This is a genomic window from Consotaella aegiceratis (assembly GCF_036541425.1).
Lineage (GTDB): Bacteria > Pseudomonadota > Alphaproteobacteria > Rhizobiales > Rhizobiaceae > Consotaella > Consotaella aegiceratis.
The window spans coordinates 1-20,532 of record NZ_JAZHFT010000050.1 but is presented as its reverse complement, the minus strand read 5'-3'; the positions used below and the strand labels follow the sequence as shown (position 1 = coordinate 20,532).

The following is a 20,532-nucleotide window of genomic DNA, read 5'->3' as shown; positions in this document are numbered from 1 at the left end:
GGCCAGACGGATGAGCACGGAAAATAAGGTCATCATCTCGGCGGCGCTCACCGGCGCCGTGACCCCCAAAGACGCCAACGAGAGCATTCCGCTGACGCCGGCCGAGATTGCCGAAGACGCCTATCGCTGCTGGCAGGCAGGTGCCGCTGTGGTGCATCTCCACATGCGCGACGACGAAGGTTTGGGCACCATGAGCCCGGCCAAGTTCGCCGAGACCATCGAGCGCCTGCGCGCTCACAAGGACTGTGACGTCATCATCAACTGCACGACGTCCGGCGACAATCGCGCAAGCGACGCCGAGCGCATGGAGGCGGTGAAGACCGTCGACGGCATCGAGATCGCGTCCTACGACGCGGGCTCCTTCAACTGGATGCCGGGCGGCGTCTTCACCAACTCGCCGAAATTCCTCGGAGAGCTCGGCGCGGCGATGATCGAGCGCGGCGTCAAGCCGGAGGTGGAGATCTTCGATTCCGGCATGCTCGGCGTTGCGGAGTATTTTCGCGGGGAAGGCAAGATCAAGGCGCCGGTGCACTATCAATTTTGCTTGGGCGTGCTCGGCGCCATGCCCGCAACGGTCGAAAATCTTCTTTATCTGCAGTCCAAGATTCCGGCCGGGTCCACCTGGTCGGCCTTCGGCGTCGGCAAGGCGCACCTGCCGATCCTCTACGCAGCGCTGGCGCTGGGCGGCCACGTCCGCGTCGGACTGGAGGACAACATCTATTTTTCCAAGGGTATCAAGGCGACCAACGTTCAGCTCGTCGAACGCGCCGCCGAAGCGATCCGGGTGTTCGGCAAGGCGCCGGCAAACCCTGCCGAAGCCCGTGAAATCCTAAGTCTCAAGCCGCTGGTCCGCTGACGGGCGACCCGCCACCGGCAGGCACGCCATCCATCCGCATATATGACCGCGCACCGGCCTGAGGCCGGGCGACAGAGAGAGTTCGCATGAAGGAAGCAGTCATCGTTTCGGCAGTGCGCACGCCGGTCGGCCGGTGCCGAGGTGCCTTGGCGCCGGTCCCGGCGCATATTCTGGGTGCCGCCGTGGTGAAGGAGGCGGTTCGCCGCGCGGAGATCGATCCCGAGCGGATCGACGACGTCATCTTCGCCAACCTCATGAACAATGAGATCAACAATATGGGCCGCATGGTCGCGCTCGAGGCGGACCTGCCGATTTCGGTGCCCGGTATCACGCTCGACCGCCAGTGCGCCGCCTCCCTCAACGCGCTCGCCTATGGCGCCATCCAGATCATGGCGGGGTTCGCAGAGGTCGTCGTGGCAGGCGGCGTGGAAAGCGATTCCCGGCGCACCTATTCGCTGGAAAAGTGCGAGACGGCCTATTCGGTGGTGCCGCCGAAATTCGTCGACATCCATACCGCGCCCGACCGGATCGGCCACGTGACGATGGGCGTCACCGCCGAAAACGTCGCGCGGCGCTACGGTCAGACGCGCCGTGATCTCGACGCCTTCGCGGTGCGCAGCCATCAGCTCGCGGCCGCCGCCTGGCAAGCCGGCCGTTTCGACGACCAGGTCGTACCGGTCGAGGTGACGCTCGGCAAAGGCAAGATCGCCACGGTGATGCGCGACGAGTGCGTGCGCCCCGACAGTTCACTGGAATCGCTGGCGAAGCTGCGCCCGGCCTTTTCACCCGACGGCTTGCTGACGGCCGGCAATTCCTCGCCGATGAGCGACGGCGCCGGCGCCCTGGTGATCATGGAGCGGGAGGCCGCCAGGGCGGCGGGGCTGGAGGTTCTCGGCGTCTTCCGCGGCTACGCCGCCATCGGCGTCGATCCCAACGTGATGGGCCTCGGACCGATTGCGGCGACCGCCAAGCTGATGCGGCAAACCGGCTGCAGGGTCGAAGACATCGATCTCTGGGAGATCAACGAGGCCTTCGCCTCGCAATCGCTGGCCTGCATCAAGGACATCGGCATGCCGGCCGAGAAGGTGAACCCGAATGGGGGCGCCATCGCGCTCGGTCATCCACTCGCCGGCACCGGCGCGATCCTCACCGCCAAGACCGTCCACGAAATGAAGCGCCGCGACCTCGGCAAGGCCGTCATCACCTTCTGCGTCGGTGGTGGCCAGGGTGTTGCCGTGCTCCTGACGAGAGATTGACCATGACGGGGAAAATCCGCTCCCGCGACGAGATCGTCGCCCAGTTCAAGGACGGGCAGACGCTGATGTGCGGCGGTTTCGCCAATCGCGGCGTGCCCAACGGCCTGATCCAATGCGTCCTCGACAGCGGCGCCAAGGATCTCACGCTGATCTCCAACGACACGGGCGACGCCGACCTGACGATCGGACGCCTGATCCATAACCGCCGGGTGAAGAAGATCTTCGCCTCCCATGTCGGCATGAACACCGAGACCGTCGCCTTGATCGAGGCCGGAGAGATCGAGGTGGAGTTCGTCCCGCAGGGCTCGCTGATGGAGCGCATCCGCTGCGGCGGCTCGGGCCTGGGCGGCGTGCTCACCAAGACAGGCCTCGGCACCATCATGGAAGAGGGCAAGCAGATCATCGCGGTGGCAGGCGAACGCTATCTGCTGGAAACGGCGCTGCGAGCCGATGTCGCCCTGGTGCGCGCACGCATGGCCGACCCGCTCGGCAATCTCGCCTACCGCGGCACCTCGCGCAACACCAACCCGCTGGTCGCCAAGGCGGCCGATCTCACCGTCGTGGACGCCGATCTTCTGATGGAGGTCGATGAGATCGGACTCGACCGGATCGTCACGCCCGGCGTCTTCGTCGACATGATCCTGGCGAAATAGGGCGAGGACCGACATGGATATCCGCAACAGAATCGCCAAGCGCGTCGCGGCCTATTTCAAGCCCGGCGACGTGGTCAATCTCGGCATCGGCATGCCGGCGCTGTGCCCGGCCTATTCCGCACCCGGCGTCATGTTCCACACCGAGAACGGGCTGATCGGCGTCGGGCCGGCGCCGACCGATCTGCGCGAGGTGGAAAGCTTCACCAACGCCAGCGGCCAGCCCTTCGTGCCGCTATCCGGCGCATCGGCCTTCGACAGCGCCGAGTCCTTCGCTCTCGTGCGTTCGGGCCGCCTGGCGGCAACCGTTCTCGGCGCCCTTCAGGTGGCCGAGAACGGCGACCTCGCCAACTGGGCACGCCCCGGAAAGATGGTCGGCATGGGCGGCGCCATGGATCTCGTCACCGGTGCGCCGAAGGTGATCATCGCCATGGAACTCTGCGCCAAGAATGGGGCGCCAAAGATCCTGAAGGAATGCACCTTCCCGCTCACCGGGCGGGCCTGCGTCGATCACATCGTCACCGAACAGGGGGTGATCGACGTGACGCCAGAAGGTCTGGTGCTGGCCGACATCATCGAAGGCGTCACGCCGGCCGAGATCGCAGCCAAGATCGAACCGGAGTTGATCATACCGAGCACCCTTCAGGTCATGGAGGCCTGAAGACGCATTCCGGGGCCGGATCTTCCGGCCTCGGTCGAACAGCCGCGAGGACGACAACGCCGCGCCACCCCAACCGGGTTCGTGCCGCGCGCAGCGACAGTCGTGGGGCCGATGGTCGGGAAGCCGGCGGATGGAGGGAAGGTGAAATGAACAACACGGTGATGGCGGGGGCCCCCGAAGGTCCTCCGAGGCAAGACTCCATAGTGGCGGCACAGCTTGCTGCAGACACGAAGAGCAATTTCGGTGGCCGCGGCTGGTCGATCATCGTCTTCCAGGCGCTGATGTTCTGGTTTTCCGCGGGCATTACGACCCATGGCCTCAATGTCGTCCTGCCGACACTGACCGGCACCTACGGGCTCGACAACACCAGATTGCTGGCCTGGGCCACTCCGGCCTCCTGGGCCGGTGTCGTGGCCGGCTTCCTGTGCGCCAAGATGGCGGACAAATGGGGGGCGAAGTTCACTATCCTCATCAGTCTGGTGCTGGCATCGCTGGCCTGGGGCCTGCTCGGCCTGTCGAGCACCGTTGCCGCCTTCGTGATCTGCTTTGCCGCCGTGCAGTTCTTCGGCACCGGCTTCGGATACATCGGCGGCCCGACGCTGATGGCCAACTGGTTCCCCCTGAAAAAGGATCTCGCCCTCGGCTGGACGACCATGGGTCAGGCTTTTTCGTCGGCGTTCTTCGTGCCCGTTCTCGCCTTCTTCCTGGCGACATTCGGCCCGGTCTACGGCTTTTCGGGCATGTCGGTGATGATGATGGTGCTGTTCGTCCTCATCGCCGCCTTCGTGAAGAACAAGCCCGAAGAACTCGGCTGCTATCCCGACAACGATCCGCATTCGACCGAGAAACTTGCCGCGCTTCACGCCCAAGAGGGCCCGGTGCCCGAACTGACGACGGGTCGGCTGCTGCGCAACAAGGATGTCTGGCTCATCGGCCTCGGCTCCGGCTGCGTCTATATCGTCCTGGTCGGCATCATCAGCCAGATCGTGCCACGTCTCATGGCGCTCGGCTACGACCTCAACACGGCCGTCCTCTACATGATGATCTCGGCCCTGGTCGGAGTGCCCGGCGCGTTCTTCTGGGGCTGGCTCGGCCAGGCTATGAGCACCCGCTTGGCTCTCGTCGTCTACATGGCGTGGTGGTTCGTCGCCGTCGTCCTCAACATGTTCGAGCTCAATCCGGTCATTCTCTGGGCGTCGCTCCTGATGATCGGCTTCAGCCTCGGCGGAGCGACGAACCTGACCACCTCGATCGTCGCCAGCAAGTTCCGCCGGGAATTGTTCGTCAAGGCGTTCGGCATCATTCATCCTATCCAGTCCGTGGTGCGCTGCTTCGCCTTCTCCATCCTGGCGTTCGGCCTCGCCTATCTGGGCGGCTACACCGGCGCTTACGCTTTGCTCGCCGGGGTCTGCCTCCTGACGATGATCCTGTTCTGGAACGCCGACACCACGCCGATCGTGTGACCGGCACGAGGTCGGCCGCCAAGGCTAGCCGATGCGACCATCGCCTCGGCTGTCAACTAAACCAACCCAAGGAGTAAAGACCGTGGTCATCAGAGCCAATTACGAGTCCGATCACGACAAGCGCAAGGAGATGCCGCATGAGGAGCTGGGGACGATCCCCCCCATGCCCTTTGAGGAATATTCCGAGCGGCTGAAGCATTGCTTCCAGATGAAGCGCAAGAACGGCATCCTGGAAGCGCGCATGCACACCGACGGCGGCCCCGTCCAATGGGGCGCTCCGCTACACCAAGGCCTGCACTACTTCTTCGACTGGGCCGGCCGCGACCCGGACAACGAAGTCATCATCCTCGGCGGCACAGGCCCCGACCTCTTCGCCGGCATCGGCCGCAAGGACAAGGACGGCAATTGGCAGCCGTCGACCGAATTCGCCTCGGCGCCGGAGGTGGCCTGGCGGATGTACGATTACCAGTATTACGACGGCACCAACGACATCGAGGGTCAGATCTTCGACATCGAGGTTCCCACCATCGGCGTGTGGAACGGCGCCGCCTTCCACAGCGATCTGGTGCTGTTCAGCGACATTACGCTGTGCACCGAGGACGCCTGGACGACGGAAATGCACTTCCGCGTCAACATGGTTCCCGGCGACGGAGTCCAGATCGCCTGGCGCGAGTTGATGGGCCGCAAGCGTTTCGCCTACGCCGAGCTTACCGGCGAGATCATCACCGCCCGCAAGGCGCTGCAGCTGGGCATGGTCAACGAGATCTGCGCAGACACCGAGGCTGCGTATGACCGGGCCTGGGAGATCGCCGATCTGATCATGCACACCGGCACGCGCGTCACGCGCCGCATCACCACCCAGCAGCTGCGCAAGCCCTGGAAGGAAGACATCGCCAACGAACTGCGCAACGCCTTCGCCTCCGAGATGTATGTGACTGCGACCGAGCATTCGCCGCACGAGGTCAACTATTGGCATTGGGCCAACGAAGAAGCGGCGCTCGTCAAGGCCGCCGAGAAGAAGGGCAAGGTCGTGCGCCCGCGCATCGGCGGCGGCCAGGAAGAAGACGAGATCAAATGAGCTGCAGGACGCGCCCGATCCCAGAGGGGGCCGGGCGCGTCCTCTTCAGCGCAGGATTCTCTCTCGTCTTCGGCCTCGTGTCAGGCGAGCTGGCACCCGATCGCGCCGCGAGAATGTCCGCTCGTCGGTACGCAGTTTGTCGCATGCGATGAAACGGGCATAGTTATCGGGATGGTATGGATTGCATATCACCCATTTAAACTTTAGGACGGCTCGATTTTTCTAAGAAGGATAACAACTTCTGGACGCATAAAAATATACGCCAAGACATACACGAGTTGAATCAAGCGGGACTGGGGACTGAACCTACGTTCACAAGGTCGAGGTCCGAGGTCGCGAGCGGGGGGAGTCAGGCAATGCAAGCGGTTTGCGATCGGGAGAACTGAAGAGCCCGACGCCGTTGTCCTGATCGACAGAAAGACCAAGCGATGGTTGAGGAAAAGCCGAGCGCTGCGGGGGGGATGGGCGAAGCGGTCGTAGCGCCTCCGCCCCTGATCGACGACATGAAAAGCAATTTCGGTCCCCACGGCTGGACGATGATCGTCTTTTCCGGGTTGCTGTTCTGGATCAACACCGGCTCGAGCGTCGACGGCCTCAATGTCATCCTGGGTGCCCTCTCGCAGGGCTTCAACCTCGACTACAACACGCTGCTCGCCTGGGCGACGCCGGCGGCTTGGTTCGCCATTCCGGCCGGTCCGGTTTTCGCCTGGATCAGCGGCAAATACGGTCCGAAGACCGCCATCCTGATCGGCCTCGCGGTCGGTGGCCTATGTTTCGGCCTGCTCGGTGTCTGGGGCACGACGCTCGGCTTTTTCGTGCTGTTTGCCGGTGTCTGCTTTTGCGCCAACGGCTATGCGCATATCGGCGGCAATGCCCTGATCGCCAACTGGTTTCCGCGCAAGAAGGGATTGGCGCTCGGCTGGTCGACCATGGGCCAGAACCTGTCGACGGCGCTGTTCGTGCCGTTCATGGCATTCCTGCTGGCCACGTTCGGCGTTCACAACGCCTTTTGGGGCATCACCGCGTGCATGCTCGTGCTGATGGTGCTGATCGCCGTCTTCGCCAGCAACGCACCCGAGGACGTTGGCTGCGCCCCGGACAACGATCCCCTGAGCGCCGAAGAGATCGCCGCGAGCGCGCAGGCGCATCGCGCCTATGTCTGTCCATTCAGTACGCGCGAGATGCTGGCCATGAAGGATGTCTGGCTCATCGGCCTCGCCTACGGCGCTCTCTACATGGTCACGGTGGGTCTGGTCAGCCAGCTGGTGCCGCGCTTGATGGTGATCGGCTACGATCTCAACACGGCGATCGGCTATCTCACCATCGCGGCGCTGATCGGCGTGATCGGCTCCTATATCTGGGGATGGCTCGATCAGAGGATCGGAACCCGGCCCGCCTCGCTCGTCTATGCCGCCTGGTATGTCGTGGCACTGGTCCTGAACATCTTCGAACTCAACGAGGTCACCTTGTGGCTGTCGGTGTTCATGATCGGCTTCGGGATCGGCGGCTGCGGCAACCTCGCCACTTCGATCGTCGCGACCAAGTTCCGCCGCGGCGCCTTCATCAAGGCCTGGGGCATCATCAATCCGATCCAGTCGATCGTGCGATCCTCGGCGTTCGCTATCCTGGCGTTCGGGCTGGCGTATCTGGGCGGCTATCCGGGGGCCTACGGCATCTTCATCGTCATCAACCTGATCGCCGCCGTGATGATCTGGAGGACGGACGTCACGGCCATCGGATAGCGCCGGGCCATGCGAAATCCGCGAGCGCCGGTGCCTGATGCAGGACCGAGGACCGCTCCCTCGCCGTCTTCCACGCCCGGGCCGAACACTGGGCTCCTGTTCCAAATCCAGTCTCTTCGCCGCACCGCTGGCGCAACGATGGAGACTTCGTCGATGGTCCCCGGCGCTTCAGCGTCGCATGGGTGGCCGCCGAGACTAGAGCATGATGCCGAAAAGTTGCAGACTTTTCGGACCCACATCATGCGGGAAAACAAGAGGCTAGAGCGGCTTGCGGATCTGCCGCATGATGCGCACGGCGGCGGCGGCGGCGCCGAAGCCGTTGTCGATGTTGACGGCCGTAAGGCCTGGAGCGCAGGAGGCGAGCGCGCTGGACAGGGCGGCACGGCCGCCTTCGGAAACGCCGTATCCGACCGAGGTCGGCACCGCGATCAGCGGCGCCTCGATCAGCCCGGCGAGCACGGAGAAGAGCGCTCCCTCCATGCCGGCAATGGCGATCACCAGCGAGAAGTCACGGATGTCTTCGATGCGCCGCATCAGCCGCCACAGGCCGGCGACCCCGACGTCGGCGATGATCGGCGCGTCATAGCCGAAGAATGCGAGGCAGCGGGCCGCTTCGCGCGCCACCGGCAGATCCGACGTTCCCGCACAGACGATACCGACCCCGGCGATCAGCGCTTGCGGTGGTTTGCCATAAAAGGCCGTGCGCGACAGCGGATCATAGTCCATCGAGGCGATGATCCCTGAAGACAGGGCGTCATGCTTGTCCGGGTCGAGCCGCGTGAGAAGCAGCCGCCGGTCCTGGGCCGCGTCAAGGATGGCGCCGATCTGCGCCGCCGTCTTGGAGCCGCACAGGATCACCTCGGGGACGCCGGTGCGCGCCTCGCGCTCCCAATCGATCTCGAACTCGGTCATGTGCCGACGTCCCGCAAAAAGGCCGAGCCGCGACGATAGGGTCGTAGCCCGGCAAATCGGCGACCTGCCTCGCCGCACACTATCCGCGCGCGCTCCGCCACCTCGACGCCTCTGTCGCCATCCGGCAGCGGGTCGCATTCGACATGGACGCCCTGCCCGGTGAGCCGGCAGCGCACCGCGCTGGCGCCCGGCATCAGCACGCCCAGTTCGGTTTCCATCCGCTCGATGAAGGCGAGCGAGCCTTCCGTGACCCGGATTCCGGTCTCGATCCGGCTGGCCAGGCACGGCTGGGCCGGCAACGCCGCCAGGTCGTCCAGACCGAAGCGCTCCGCCAGCGCATAGATATCGGCCTTGGCAAGCCCAGCCTCGACATAGGGGTGGTGCACGTCATGATGGCGTGCGGCATCCAGGCCGGGACGGAAGTCGCCGAGATCGTCCATATTGGTGCCCGAGGCGATCGGCAGCGCCGTCGCCGCGCGGATGCGCGTATAGAGATTGGTCTTGCAGAAAAAACAGCGGTTGACCGGGTTGGCGAGATAGTCCGGATCGGACATCTCGCCGGCGTCGAGCCGATGCAAGTCCCAGCCGTGGCGCTGCGCATGGGACACGACGCGCGCCGTCGCCACGGCCGGCACCGCCGGTGAGACCGCGTGAAACGCCGTCATCCGCGTGCGCGAAAAGCGGTGCGCCACATAGGCCAGCACCATGGAGTCGACACCACCACTGACGGCGATTGCCAGCGCATCGTGGCGATCGAGGACAGAGGCGAGCCGCGCCGTCACATCGTCTGCGGTCATGCGGGGTCCTCGTCACGTTCCGCCAGGGCTTTCAGGCGGCGCCGATGCGCCAGCCCCTCCCCTTTCGCCAGGTCGTCGCTTTCGGCCTTGACCGTCTCCCCGCCGAATGGCCGGGCTACATGCTTGCGGCGAATCGCGGCCCCCTCGACATCCACCGCGTCGGCGCGGCGCCTCAGGCAGGCGCGCACTTCACGCCGCCAGCGCAGGCCGAGAGTCGAGGTTTCCGCGAAGCAGGCGTCCTTGACCGCCGAGAGCGCGTCAGCGGCCACCAGCAGGCGGAAATCGACCACCGGACGGCTCTTCTTGCCTGCCCGCTGACCGATCGTCAGGTCGATGACGCCCGGCAGATCGCGCAGCCGCTCGGTGGCAACCCCGATCTCCTCGCCGGTCATATCGTCGATGTCGAAGGAAAGCACGAAAACCTCTTCATCGGCCGGCGCGGCCTCGGCCGCGAAGGCCAGCACGCGCAGGATGTTCGGCATGCCCGGCAGGGTGCGCGTCCCCGCCCCCATGCCGCTCGCCGCCATCCGGCCTCCTGCGCCGGCCCGGGATGCTAGCGGATCGACCAGATGGGCAACGATGGCCGCTCCCGTCGGGGTCACCCGCTCGCCGCCGATGCCATCATCCCGCCAGGAAAACCCTTCGAGGATTGCCGCCGTCGCCGGTGCCGGCACCGGCAGAAGTCCGTGCTGGGTGCGCACCAGGCCATTGCCGCGCGGCAGGTCGGACACGCTCCATCGGGCCCCGTCGAGCGCGGCCGCGATGCTGCCGGCAGCCACCACGTCCATCAAGGAATCCCAGTCGGCGATTTCGTGGAAATGCACTTCGGACAGAGGAACGCCGTGCATCCGGCTTTCCGCCTCGGCCAGCCGCGTCAGGATGGCGATGGCACGCTCCGCGGTGCCGGCATGAAGATTGACCTGGCGAATGCGTGCGCAAAGATCGGGAAATCGCGAAGACGGACCATGATGAGGACCGTCACCGCCATCGCCATGCCGGTGGTCGGCATCGTGTTCATGATGATGGTGTTCATGGTGATGGCCGGCATGCGAATGGTCATGGCGATGACCGCCCTCATCCCCGTCCGCCTCGCCGTGGCTATGCGGGACACTCTCGCCCGTATCCAGCCGGAAGCGCAGCACCGCCATCGAACCGCTGGTTCCCGGTTCCAGGCGCGCCACGCCGGCGGCCTCGGGCAGTACCGCCGACACGTCCGTCATGACCTGCGCCACCAGGCCAGGAAACGCATCGAGCATGGCCGCGACGAACATATCGCCGGCGATCCCGCCCACGACGTCGAGGTGGACATGAGCGATATCGGGTGGGTCTGAGAGTTGTCCGCAAGCCATGAGTCGCATCTCTTCGGGTGCCGGCCGATCTATCGCGGGCCGGCACGACTGTCATTCAGTTTCCCTCAGGCACCGTTCTTCAGGTGCAGATGCACCGCGGTGCCGCCGGAGAAGCATTCGGGCGTGCAGAGCACGCGCGGGTTCTTGCCGACATAGCGCTCCGCCTGCCTCAGCGCATCCTGGAAGGTCGCAGTTGGGCGGAACCCCATGCCGCGCACATAGCGGGGCGCCTGCGCGCCGACGACGAAGACGGCGGAGCAACGGTTCACCGGAACCGACCCGCCCGAGATCATCGACATGGCGTGGAACGGGTGATAGGTGAACTGCGTGCGATAGCGGTAGATGTAGTCGGGATCGTTGGAGATCGCCGCCGCATCGTCCGAGGCGAGGAACTCGGGGGCAGAATTGTACTTCTGCAGAAGCTCGTAGGTCGGTCCGTAGGACGGAAACCACGCGTCGTTGAACCAACCATCGCAGATCGCCGCGGCGATGATCACGCCGCCCTCGCGGAAGGCGCCCCACGATCGCGACAGCTGCCCACCGATGGCCAGGCTCATCAGGATCGGGCTGGAGCCCATGCCGGGACCGTAGTGAAAGTTGCGCGGCAGCCCCACCACGAGCACGTCCGCCTTCTCGCTCATGTCGAGAGAGACGTTGGTGCGCTTTTCGGCGAGCGGCCAGGTGGCCTTCTCGACCTCCGGCAAGCTCCCGGCCGCGACCTGCAGAACTTCGGACTTCTGGCCGATGACGGCGTCCACGGCAAAGAACTTCTTGCCCATGCCGGCTTCCATCGCCTCGCCGATCGAGCGGAACTGATGGCGCATGTGCTGCTTGGGAGACGCCCCCAGCCAGTCGTCGCGGTGCATGGTCTTCGGAGCATGGTGCGAAGCAATCGACTTGCGCCCGGTCATCCCGGTGACCACCATCTTGTAGCCGCCCGAATAGCCGCCATAGGGATTGCCGGCGCAATGGCCGACGACGATCGGGATGTCGGCTTCGGCCATCATCTTGTTGCACTGGACGGCGTTGCCCATGCCGTCGACACCGAAGTCCAGCAGATCGGAAGCCTCGGCATCGTGATTGATCAGCCGGTCCGGCCAGAACTGATCGACGATCGTCCTGCCCAGATATTCGTACCACTCGGCCAGCGTGTTCTGGCGGTGAAGGCCCATGCAGCATAAAAGCGTGATGTTCTCGAGCTTGGTGCCGCCCGCCAGCAGTTCCTCCACGATGATCGGGATCGCGGTCTTGCGATGGCTGTTCTTCTGCACGCCGCCTTTGACGCGGTCGGGAAAGCCGATCACCACCTTCTTGTCCGGTCCCGCCATCTCGCGCAGCGGCGGAAACCCGAGCGGATTCTGCAACGCCTTGCGGGTCGCCTCTTCCGGGTCGATCGCCGGCGGGTCCTGATAGCTCGTCCCGTAGCGGACGATTGTGGCGCTATCGGGCAGTTCCACCTGCATATGGCCGTCGCCATAGTCCAGCAAGACATCCTGCATTGTCTGACCTCTTTCATGCGAATGCGGACGGAGCGGCTCGCGCCGTCCTTCCGTGAACCGGAAGCCCGAATGCTTCCGGCGTGATAAAAGCGGACGCGCTCGTGCGAGGCGCGTTCAGCCCGCGGCGCCCTCCAGCGCCTCGGCAACGATCGTTTCGAATTCGGCCGGATAGAAGCCGATCTCGCCGGCAAACCGCGTCAAGGCCACCAGGCCGCCGTCGATGCTCGGCAGGGCGCAGATCGCGCGGGCGTTCTCTTCCTTCAGGCCACCGCCGTAAACCACCGGCAACGCTGCGCCGAACAACTCGGCCGTCGCCGCCTTGATGAAGCCAGCGACCGTCTCGATCGCCTCTGGCGTCGGCGGCGTCCTGCCAGGACCGATCGCCCAGATCGGCTCATAGGCGACCACCACCCGCCGCGCGTCCAGGAACGGCTCGATGCCCGCGAGACTCATCTCCAACTGCCGGCGCAGGGTGGCGCGAACCCGCTCGCCCTGCTCTTCGGCGGTCCCGGTCCCACGCTCTTCCGCCGTCTCGCCTATGCAGATCTCGACGTCGAGACCGGCTTCCAGCGCCCGCAACGCCTCCTCGTTGACGAACCGGCTCACCGTCTCGCTGACCGCGTTCGCCGCCACCGTCCCTTCGGGTAGCGCCGCCAGCAATCCGCCAAGCAGGCCGACCTTGTCCCTGCGCTCTTCCGAATGGCCGATCAGCGCCCATTCGCAGCCGAGCGCCTTCATCGCCGTCGCCGGCCGGTTGGACGTGAAGGCGCCGAAATTGCCGCCCTTGCGGATGTCCTCGCGAAAGACGCTCTGGCAGCCGATCCGGATCGCCTGCGTGCGAGCCTCCGAGTAGCTGCTCAAATGTTCGACCGCTGGAATGATCAGAGCCTCCGGCAGGAAGAACGTCACTCCCACGTCGTCGCGCGCGCCAAGCCCATCCTCGACCAGTTTGCCCATCACGCTCTCGATCCAGGCCTTGGGCGAATCCAGCGCACAAGTCCCGCCCAGATCCCGGGAGACCTCGAACCGCTTCAGATTCACGAATATGTCCAGCATCCTCGTTCCTTCCCCGGCTGACGGCGGCACGAGCCGCATCTGCCGTTTTCTCTCTGCCGGCGCGCCCAAAGCGCTGGACGAGCGGCCGCCACGGTCCGCGCCTGTCGGTCGAGAAAGGCCGGCCCTTTTGTTGTCTTCGTTGTCGTGTTCCACCCCCTCGCGGAGGCCGAGACTTGCGGCCTAGCCGCGAGATCAGATGTTCAGGTCCATGAATCGTTGCGCCAGAACGTCGACATGCGCGCGCATGGCCGTGGCGGCGACTTCGGGAATCCGCCGCGTCAGGGCATAATGGATCGCTGCGTGGTCCTGGGCCGAACGGCGCCGATTGGCCGGATGGCGCGTCCGCTCGTACCAGCGGTCCCACATCGGATTGGCCCGCATCTGCTCCCACAGGTGGCCGACATAGCTCTCGATCAGACTGTTGCCGGAGGCCTTGGCGATCAGCAGATGGAATTCGACGTCCGCCCGGTCGAAGCGCGGCAGATCGTTGATGGCCGACTGCATATTCTCCACGGCGGCACCTATCGCCTCGAACTGCGCTTCGGTACCACGCTGAGCGGCGCGGTAGGCGGATTCCCCTTCGATCAGGCGCCGCATCTCGAGCACCTCCGACGGGCCGGCCGTCTCGGGAACGAGGCTGATGGTCCGTTCGAATTCGCGCGCCTGCTCCGGCAGGACAAAGACGCCCGAGCCCAAACGGATCTCGACATAGCGCATCAGTTCGAGGGCGAGCAGCGCTTCACGCACGGTGGCGCGGCTGACCTGCAGCGAGGCCGCCAGTTCGCGCTCCGGCGGCAGCCGGCTGCCGGCAGGAAATTCGCCGGCCGCCATCCGCGCCACGAGATCGTTGGCAATCTGCAGGTATCGTCGCTCACCTGCTTGCGGCAACTCAAACATTCGCACTCTCAGCTCCAGCTTTCCGCCGACCGAGGAGATCGATGATCATCGGGTAGAACAGAGTCAACAGCGCGATAGCCAGGAACACCAGGGCATAGGGTCTGTGAAGCACAGCCATGACGTCGCCATCCGACATCATCAGCGATGCCCGCAATTGTTCCTCGGCGATCGGGCTCAATACAAAGCCGATCACGAACGGACCCAGAGGCACCTTGGCGAGTTCCAGTCCCATACCGATGACACCGAAGGCGATCATCACCCAGACGTCGGTGAAGCTGTTGTTGACGGCGTAGGACCCGATCACGCAGAAGACCAGGATGGTCGTCAGCAGACCCGCTCGCGGCAATTGGGCGATGCGGGCGATGTAGCGCACGGTGCTCCACATCAACACCAGCATCAGGATGTTTGCCAAGAGATAGGCGGCGATCACGCCATAGGCGATCTCCGGCGAGTTCTGAAACAAAAGCGGTCCCGGCTGCAGATTGTGGATTGTCAGGGCGCCGATCAGGATGGCTTCCGTGACGCTGCCGGGAATGCCCATCGTGATGAGCGGAATGAGCGCACCACCGATCGCCGCGTTATTGGCGCTCTCGCCGGCGACGACGCCGGCTTCCTCGCCTTTGCCGAACTTGTCCTTGTCGCGCGACAGCTGCCGCGTCGTGCTGTAGGAGATCAGGGCAGCGACGTTGCCGCCGATGCCTGGCAGCAAGCCGATCCAGGTTCCGATCACCGACGAACGGATCATGTTGGCGCCGTGCTTGCGGGCGTCCGAGAGGTAGACCGGCAGACGGGTCTTCTTCAGGCGGACGACCTGCTTGGCCTCGACGGGCTCGGCCGATTCCCGCAGGATCTGGCTGATCGCGAAGACGCCGATCAGCACCGGCAGCAATCCGAACCCCGACAGAAGACTGTCGAAATCGAAGGTCAGGCGCGCCCGGCCCAGCGAGCTGTCGATCCCCGGCAGCGAGAACGCCATCCCCAGCGCCGCGCCCAAAAGCCCCTTGACCAGCGACTCGCCGGCGAGCGCCGCCAGCATGAACAGGGCCATCAGGACCAGGGCGAAATATTCCCACGGGCCGAATTGCAGCGCGAAGCGAGCCAGCGTCGGCGACATGGACGCCAGGAAAGCCCAGGAGATCAGGCCGCCGACGACGGAGGCCATGATGCCGAGCGCCAGGGCCCGTTCCACCTGTCCTTTCTGCGCCATCGGATAACCGTCGAAGGTCGTGACGATCGAGGACGGAGTGCCCGGCATGCGCAGCAGGATGGCGGTGATGAGGCCGCCGGAGATGCCGCCGACATACTCGCCGATGAGCAGCGTGACTGCGTTGACCGGGTCCATGTGAAAGGTCAGCGGCAGGGTCAGGGCGATCAGCATCGTCGCGGTGAGCCCCGGGATCGCGCCGACGACGATGCCCAATGCCGTTCCCACCAGCAGGAACAGCAGATTGTCGACGTGGAAGAGAACGAGAAATGCGTCGAACATGTCAATCGAGGTTCACATAGAGATAGCGAACGAAGACGAAGCGGATCGCAACGGCCAGGACGACGCCGAGCACAGCGAAGAGAAACAGGGTCTTGGGCCGTCTATCTGACAGGATGGCACCGCACGCGATCGCAAAGACGATCGTCGCGACGACGTAGGGGATACGCAGCGTATCGAGTGAAAACACATAGGCCGCGATGACGGCCAGCATCGCCAGCGCGCGCAGCGGATGCGCCGTGCCGGCAGGCTGGTCGGCAACCGACGGGGCGGCGCGCGACATCGCGAACAGGGCTCGCCCACCGATGATCAAGGCAAAAATCGCCAGAAACGCGCCGAGAATGCGCGGCAGAGCGGCCGATCCCAGAGGTTCGAAGCGCGGTGGCGGCAAATCCGCCGCCCCGATGAAGAGCAGGGCCGCTCCGACGAGAATGGCCACCGCCAGTGTGAGGTCGCCGTACAACTCTTTGCGAGAGGGTCCGACCATCGAGGCACCTGCCTTTCGACACCCGATTGCATCCGGGATCAAGCCGGCCTGCATGGCCGGCTTGTCGCTTTCGTAGGGTTGTCCCCGATCACTGCAGATCGGCAGTGACTTCCTTCAACTGGTCGAGCATCTTTTCGGACTGCGCCATGGATTCCTCGGACCCGGTCCAATAGGGCTGCAGGGTATTGTTGTTGAAATACTCGACGATCTCGGGGTCGTTGACCGCCTTTTCCAAGGCTCCCGCCAGCTTGTCGATGACCTCGTCGGGGGTTCCGGCAGGCGCCAGCCACCAGTTCGGATTGGCCCAGGTCACGTCGTAGCCGAGCTCCTGCGCCGTTGGCAGATCGGGCAGCGCATCGAGCCGCTCGTTGCCGAAATAGACCAGCGGCCTCAGCCCTTCGCCCTGGCGCACGAACTCCGAGGCCGCAAACAGCGCGATGTCGGCGTTGCCGCCGAGCAGCAGCCGCAGGCGGTCGGCGTTGCTGTTGGCCGTCACGTAGCGGGTTTCGAATCCCGCTTCCTTCTCCAGCATAGCGCCGACGATATGCGGAATCGAGCCGACGGCGACCGCTTCGACCAGGCTGCGCGGCTCGGCTTTCAGATGATCGACCAGGTCGCCCAGCGTCTGATACGGCTCGTCCTCGCGGACCGCCCAGAGCGGGCTGCCGCCTCCCGTGAAGCCGATCGACTTGAAGTCCTCGAGTTGGAAACCGCCTAGCCCCATGGCCACGGACATCAGCATCTCATGCGACCAATGCATGATGGTGTAGCCGTCGGCGCCGCCGCGCTTCATCTGGTTGACCGCATTGGCTCCGGCGCCGCCGTCGGCATTGACGATCACCATCGGCTGGTCGAGCCAGCCCTTTTCCTGGATCTTCTCCGCGATGAGGCGTGCCACGGTATCGGTCCGACCACCGGGCTTATAGGGCACGACGACCTTGATCGGCTTGCTCGGATAGTCGTCGGCAAAGGCTGGGCCTGCACCGGCTGTCAGCGCCGTCGTTGCGACTGCGAACGCCACCGCTGCCCCCGCCACCGACCGCAAAGCTGTTGAAATGAAACGCCGACGCGACGCGTGAACCATGGCTTCCGCCTCCCTGAATCTGCCGACTCCGCACTCCCGGCGGCTCGACGGGTTTCCCAAATTGGCTCAACCAAATTACGCATCGACTTGGGTATTGTCCAGACCAATTTTTTGGCGCATGGTGCGTGGGTCAGATTCAACCACGCCGTTTGCCATGACCGCCCCATCACCGAATTCCGCCGAGACCGGATCGAACGTCGGGGCGGCACACTGCCGCGTCGGCGGCGGTTCGCGCGCTAGGCTGCCCGGTCGCGAAGGACCTCTGCCGCGGCGTGTCGAAGATGAGCGTTTGGCGCCCGCAACCCTTCGAGGCGCGACCTGCCGCACAGCGGCTGGCCGGGCGATCGAACTACAGAAATTTCAGTCGATGGAGTGCCGCTGATGGCGAGAAAACACCTGTCCGACCTACGCAGCCAACGCTGGTATGCGGCCAGCGGCATTCGGGGCTTCGCGCATCGGCAACGAACCCAGCAGTTCGGCCTCAGGCGTGAAGAGTTCATGGGCAAGCCGGTGATCGGCATCGTCAATACGTGGAGCGAGATGAACGCCTGCCATGCCCACCTTCGACAGCGTGCCGAAGCGGTCAAACGCGGCGTCTGGCAGGCCGGCGGCTATCCGGTCGAGCTGCCCGCGCTTTCGATGGCCGAAATCATGGTCAAGCCGACGACCATGCTCTACCGCAACTTTCTCGCCATGGAAGTCGAAGAGCTGCTGCGCTGCCACCCGATCGACGGCTGCGTCCTCCTGGGCGGCTGCGACAAGTCGACGCCGGGGATGCTGATGGGCGCCTTCGCCGTCGATCTGCCGACCGTCTTCTGCCCCGCCGGCCCGATGTCCAACGGCCGCTACAAGGGCACCATCACCGGCGCTGGCACCCACACCAAGAAGTATTTCGATATGCTGCGGCGCGGCGAGATCGACGGCCAGGAATGGATCAACCTCGAAAGCCCCATGACCCGCACGGTGGGCACCTGCAACACCATGGGTACGGCGTCCACCATGACGTCGATCGTCGATGCCATGGGTCTGTCGATCACCGGCGCCTCGTCGATTCCCGCAGTCGACTCCGGCCATGAGCGGATGGCCTCGGCCTGCGGCACCCTCGCTGTGGAGAGGGTCTGGGACGACCTCAAACCCTCGCAGCTTCTGACCCGGCAGAGCTTCCTCAACGGCCTCGTCGCCTACATGGCGCTCGGCGGCTCGACCAATGCGGCGATCCATCTGATCGCCATGGCCGGACGTCTCGGCATCGAGCTCGGCCTCGACGACATGGCCGAAATGTCGCGCCGTATCCCGGTGCTGACCAACCTGTTCCCCTCCGGCAACTACCTGATGGAGGACTTCTATTTCGCCGGCGGCTTGAAGGCTCTTCTCACCAAGGTGAAGGACGAGCTCGATCTCTCCTGCCGCACGGTAGAGGGCTGCATGCTGGGCGAAGCGCTCGAAGGGGCGGAATGCTGGAATGACGATGTCATTCGCGATCTCTCCAACCCCGTCGTCTCGCTGGAAAAGGGTCGAACCCTGGTGGTCCTGCGAGGCAATCTCGCGCCCAACGGGGCCGTCCTGAAATCCTCGGCGGCCGATCCGAAATTCCTCCGCCATGAAGGCCCGGCGCTGGTCTTCGACCACCCGGACGCGATGATGCAGGCGCTCGACGATGCGGATTTCGACGTTTCGGAGGACACGGTCCTGGTGCTGCGCAACGCCGGTCCGGTCGGCGCCCCGGGCATGCCCGAATGGGGCAACCTGCCGATCCCCAAATCGCTGCTGAAGAAGGGCGTCAAGGACATCGTGCGGATCTGCGACGGACGCATGAGCGGTACGCACTACGGCACCTGCGTCCTGCACGTGGCGCCGGAAGCGGCCGTGGGCGGCCCCCTGTCGCTGCTGAAGACCGGCGATATCGTCGTTCTCGACGTCGAGGCCGGGCGACTCGACATGAAGGTGTCTGAAGAGGAACTGGCGCGGCGCCGCGAAACCATGAAGCCGACGGCGCGAATCTACGACCGCTCCTTCACAGCCCTTTACCAGCGCTCGGTGACGCAGGCCGACGAGGGCTGCGACTTCGATTTCCTCACCGGTCCTCGCAACCTGCCCGAACCCGAAATCTACTGAGGCCGTCATGCCAACCGAATTCTTCAATCCGTTCAGACGCTTCTTTGCCGAACAGCCCAACGGTTCCATGCTGGGCACCTGGCTGATGTCGGCGGCTCCCGGGCCGACGGAGGCGATCGGCCATGTCGGCTTCGATTTTCTGGTCGTCGACATGGAGCACGTGCCCCTCGACGTTTCCACCCTGCCGGAGATCCTGCGCGCCGTGGCGGCCACGCCGGCGATGCCGCTGGTGCGCATCGCCTGGAACGACCGGGTGCTGATCAAGCGGGTGCTCGATGCCGGTGCCGAGACCATCATGGTGCCCTTCGTCCAGACCGCCGAAGAAGCGCAGGAGGCCGTCGCCGCCGCCAAGTACGCTCCGATGGGCGTTCGCGGCGTCGCGGCGGTGCACCGCGCCTCACGATTCGGCGCGGTCGGCGACTATCTCAAGCGCGCTAACGATGAGACCTATGTGATCGTCCAGCTCGAAACGCCTGAGGCGGTCGGGCGCTTGAAGGAAATCGCCGCCGTGCCCGGCATCGACGGCCTCTTCGTTGGACCGAACGATCTCGCGGCCTCGATGGGCCTGATCGGACAGGTCGGTCATGACGACGTGCAGGCCCTCCTTTCCAAGGCGGCGGCCGAAGCGCGCGAGGTCGGCAAGCCGATCGGCATCGTCGGACCCAACCCGGCGATGGTGCGGCGGTTCATGGACTACGGCTACAATTTCTGCGCGGTCGCATCCGATATCGGCATGATGACCGGCCGGGCGCGCGACTGGCTCGGCGAGCTTCGCGGCGTGCAACCGAGCGAAACCGACCAAAACCGCCCGGCCTACTGACGACGTCGGCCCGCCCTTCGAAGTCCGGCACGAACCGCCTCGGTTCGTGCCGGTGGCGGTGCCGGGGAACCCGCGGCGGTGACCCGCCCCCCCTTGCTTTCGGCGTGGATGCGGCCCTCCCCTCATCCAGGCAGGCCATGGCGGCGCCGGACGGTCCGGCCAGAAGCATTTCAGGACTCCAGCCCGTGACCCTTTATCTGCCGATCGCCGAGATGTCGGTGAATGTTTTTGTGATCGTCGGGATGGGGGCGGCGGTCGGCTTTTTGTCGGGGATGTTCGGGGTGGGCGGCGGCTTTCTGATCACGCCGCTGCTGATCTTCTACAACA

The 20,532-nt window shown here is 64.8% G+C and carries 18 protein-coding genes and 1 pseudogene; 10 read left to right on the top strand and 9 right to left on the bottom strand.

Annotated features, from left to right (window positions below; all coding sequences use genetic code 11):
• Positions 1-10: 10 nt before the first annotated feature.
• From SMD10_RS21775 to SMD10_RS21745, 7 genes are all read left to right on the top strand, one after another.
• A complete protein-coding gene (locus SMD10_RS21775) occupies positions 11-856 on the top strand; it encodes a beta-keto acid cleavage family enzyme (RefSeq protein ID WP_331687850.1) in 846 nt (281 codons plus the stop codon).
• 86 nt (positions 857-942) lie between these two features.
• A complete protein-coding gene (locus SMD10_RS21770) occupies positions 943-2,112 on the top strand; it encodes a thiolase family protein (RefSeq protein ID WP_331687849.1) in 1,170 nt (389 codons plus the stop codon).
• 2 nt (positions 2,113-2,114) lie between these two features.
• On the top strand, positions 2,115-2,765 hold the full coding sequence (locus SMD10_RS21765) for a CoA transferase subunit A (protein ID WP_331687848.1): 651 nt from the start codon (positions 2,115-2,117) through the stop codon (positions 2,763-2,765).
• A 13-nt stretch (positions 2,766-2,778) separates the two neighbouring features.
• Complete coding sequence (locus tag SMD10_RS21760; protein WP_331687847.1) at positions 2,779-3,423, top strand: 3-oxoacid CoA-transferase subunit B; 645 nt, start codon at positions 2,779-2,781, stop codon at positions 3,421-3,423.
• A gap of 203 nt (positions 3,424-3,626) precedes the next feature.
• Entirely contained in the window at positions 3,627-4,886 is a 1,260-nt protein-coding gene (locus tag SMD10_RS21755; protein WP_331687846.1) for an MFS transporter, read from the top strand.
• An 82-nt stretch (positions 4,887-4,968) separates the two neighbouring features.
• The gene (locus SMD10_RS21750) at positions 4,969-5,964 is read left to right on the top strand and encodes an enoyl-CoA hydratase/isomerase family protein (protein WP_331687845.1); all 996 of its coding nucleotides are present in this window, start codon (positions 4,969-4,971) and stop codon (positions 5,962-5,964) included.
• Between the two features lie 428 nt (positions 5,965-6,392).
• The gene (locus SMD10_RS21745) at positions 6,393-7,706 is read left to right on the top strand and encodes an MFS transporter (RefSeq protein WP_331687844.1); all 1,314 of its coding nucleotides are present in this window, start codon (positions 6,393-6,395) and stop codon (positions 7,704-7,706) included.
• Positions 7,707-7,964: 258 nt separating this feature from the next.
• On the opposite strand, the gene larB is transcribed toward SMD10_RS21745, so the two are convergent.
• From larB to SMD10_RS21700, 9 genes are all read right to left on the bottom strand, one after another.
• Complete coding sequence (gene larB, locus SMD10_RS21740) at positions 7,965-8,618, bottom strand: nickel pincer cofactor biosynthesis protein LarB (RefSeq protein ID WP_331687843.1); 654 nt, start codon at positions 8,616-8,618, stop codon at positions 7,965-7,967.
• The gene (gene larE, locus SMD10_RS21735; RefSeq protein WP_331687842.1) at positions 8,615-9,415 is read right to left on the bottom strand and encodes an ATP-dependent sacrificial sulfur transferase LarE; all 801 of its coding nucleotides are present in this window, start codon (positions 9,413-9,415) and stop codon (positions 8,615-8,617) included. The genes larB and larE overlap by 4 nt, the downstream gene beginning before the upstream one ends.
• Positions 9,412-10,671: a nickel pincer cofactor biosynthesis protein LarC gene (gene larC / locus SMD10_RS21730; RefSeq protein WP_331687858.1), complete on the bottom strand. Its 1,260-nt coding sequence runs from the start codon at positions 10,669-10,671 to the stop codon at positions 9,412-9,414. Before larC ends, larE begins: the two co-directional genes overlap by 4 nt.
• 158 nt (positions 10,672-10,829) lie before the next feature.
• The gene (locus tag SMD10_RS21725) at positions 10,830-12,263 is read right to left on the bottom strand and encodes a lactate racemase domain-containing protein (protein WP_331687841.1); all 1,434 of its coding nucleotides are present in this window, start codon (positions 12,261-12,263) and stop codon (positions 10,830-10,832) included.
• A gap of 114 nt (positions 12,264-12,377) precedes the next feature.
• Entirely contained in the window at positions 12,378-13,319 is a 942-nt protein-coding gene (locus SMD10_RS21720; protein WP_331687840.1) for a triose-phosphate isomerase family protein, read from the bottom strand.
• A 192-nt stretch (positions 13,320-13,511) separates the two neighbouring features.
• Positions 13,512-14,216 carry a FadR/GntR family transcriptional regulator gene (locus SMD10_RS21715; protein ID WP_331687857.1) on the bottom strand — a complete coding sequence of 235 codons (705 nt, stop codon included), beginning with the start codon at positions 14,214-14,216 and terminating at the stop codon, positions 13,512-13,514.
• Positions 14,209-15,702: a tripartite tricarboxylate transporter permease gene (locus tag SMD10_RS21710; RefSeq protein WP_331687839.1), complete on the bottom strand. Its 1,494-nt coding sequence runs from the start codon at positions 15,700-15,702 to the stop codon at positions 14,209-14,211. Before SMD10_RS21710 ends, SMD10_RS21715 begins: the two co-directional genes overlap by 8 nt.
• Before the next feature lies 1 nt (position 15,703).
• Positions 15,704-16,186: a tripartite tricarboxylate transporter TctB family protein gene (locus SMD10_RS21705; protein ID WP_331687838.1), complete on the bottom strand. Its 483-nt coding sequence runs from the start codon at positions 16,184-16,186 to the stop codon at positions 15,704-15,706.
• A gap of 88 nt (positions 16,187-16,274) precedes the next feature.
• Positions 16,275-17,207 (bottom strand): Bug family tripartite tricarboxylate transporter substrate binding protein, encoded by a 933-nt coding sequence (locus SMD10_RS21700; protein ID WP_331687837.1) that lies wholly within the window; start codon positions 17,205-17,207, stop codon positions 16,275-16,277.
• 444 nt (positions 17,208-17,651) lie between these two features.
• Between SMD10_RS21700 and araD the strand changes: the two genes are divergently transcribed.
• From araD to SMD10_RS21685, 3 genes and pseudogenes are all read left to right on the top strand, one after another.
• Positions 17,652-19,385 carry an L-arabinonate dehydratase gene (gene araD, locus SMD10_RS21695; RefSeq protein ID WP_331687836.1) on the top strand — a complete coding sequence of 578 codons (1,734 nt, stop codon included), beginning with the start codon at positions 17,652-17,654 and terminating at the stop codon, positions 19,383-19,385.
• Between the two features lie 7 nt (positions 19,386-19,392).
• On the top strand, positions 19,393-20,205 hold the full coding sequence (locus tag SMD10_RS21690) for an HpcH/HpaI aldolase family protein (RefSeq protein ID WP_331687835.1): 813 nt from the start codon (positions 19,393-19,395) through the stop codon (positions 20,203-20,205).
• A 185-nt stretch (positions 20,206-20,390) separates the two neighbouring features.
• A pseudogene (locus tag SMD10_RS21685) lies at positions 20,391-20,532 on the top strand (sulfite exporter TauE/SafE family protein); the annotation flags it as partial.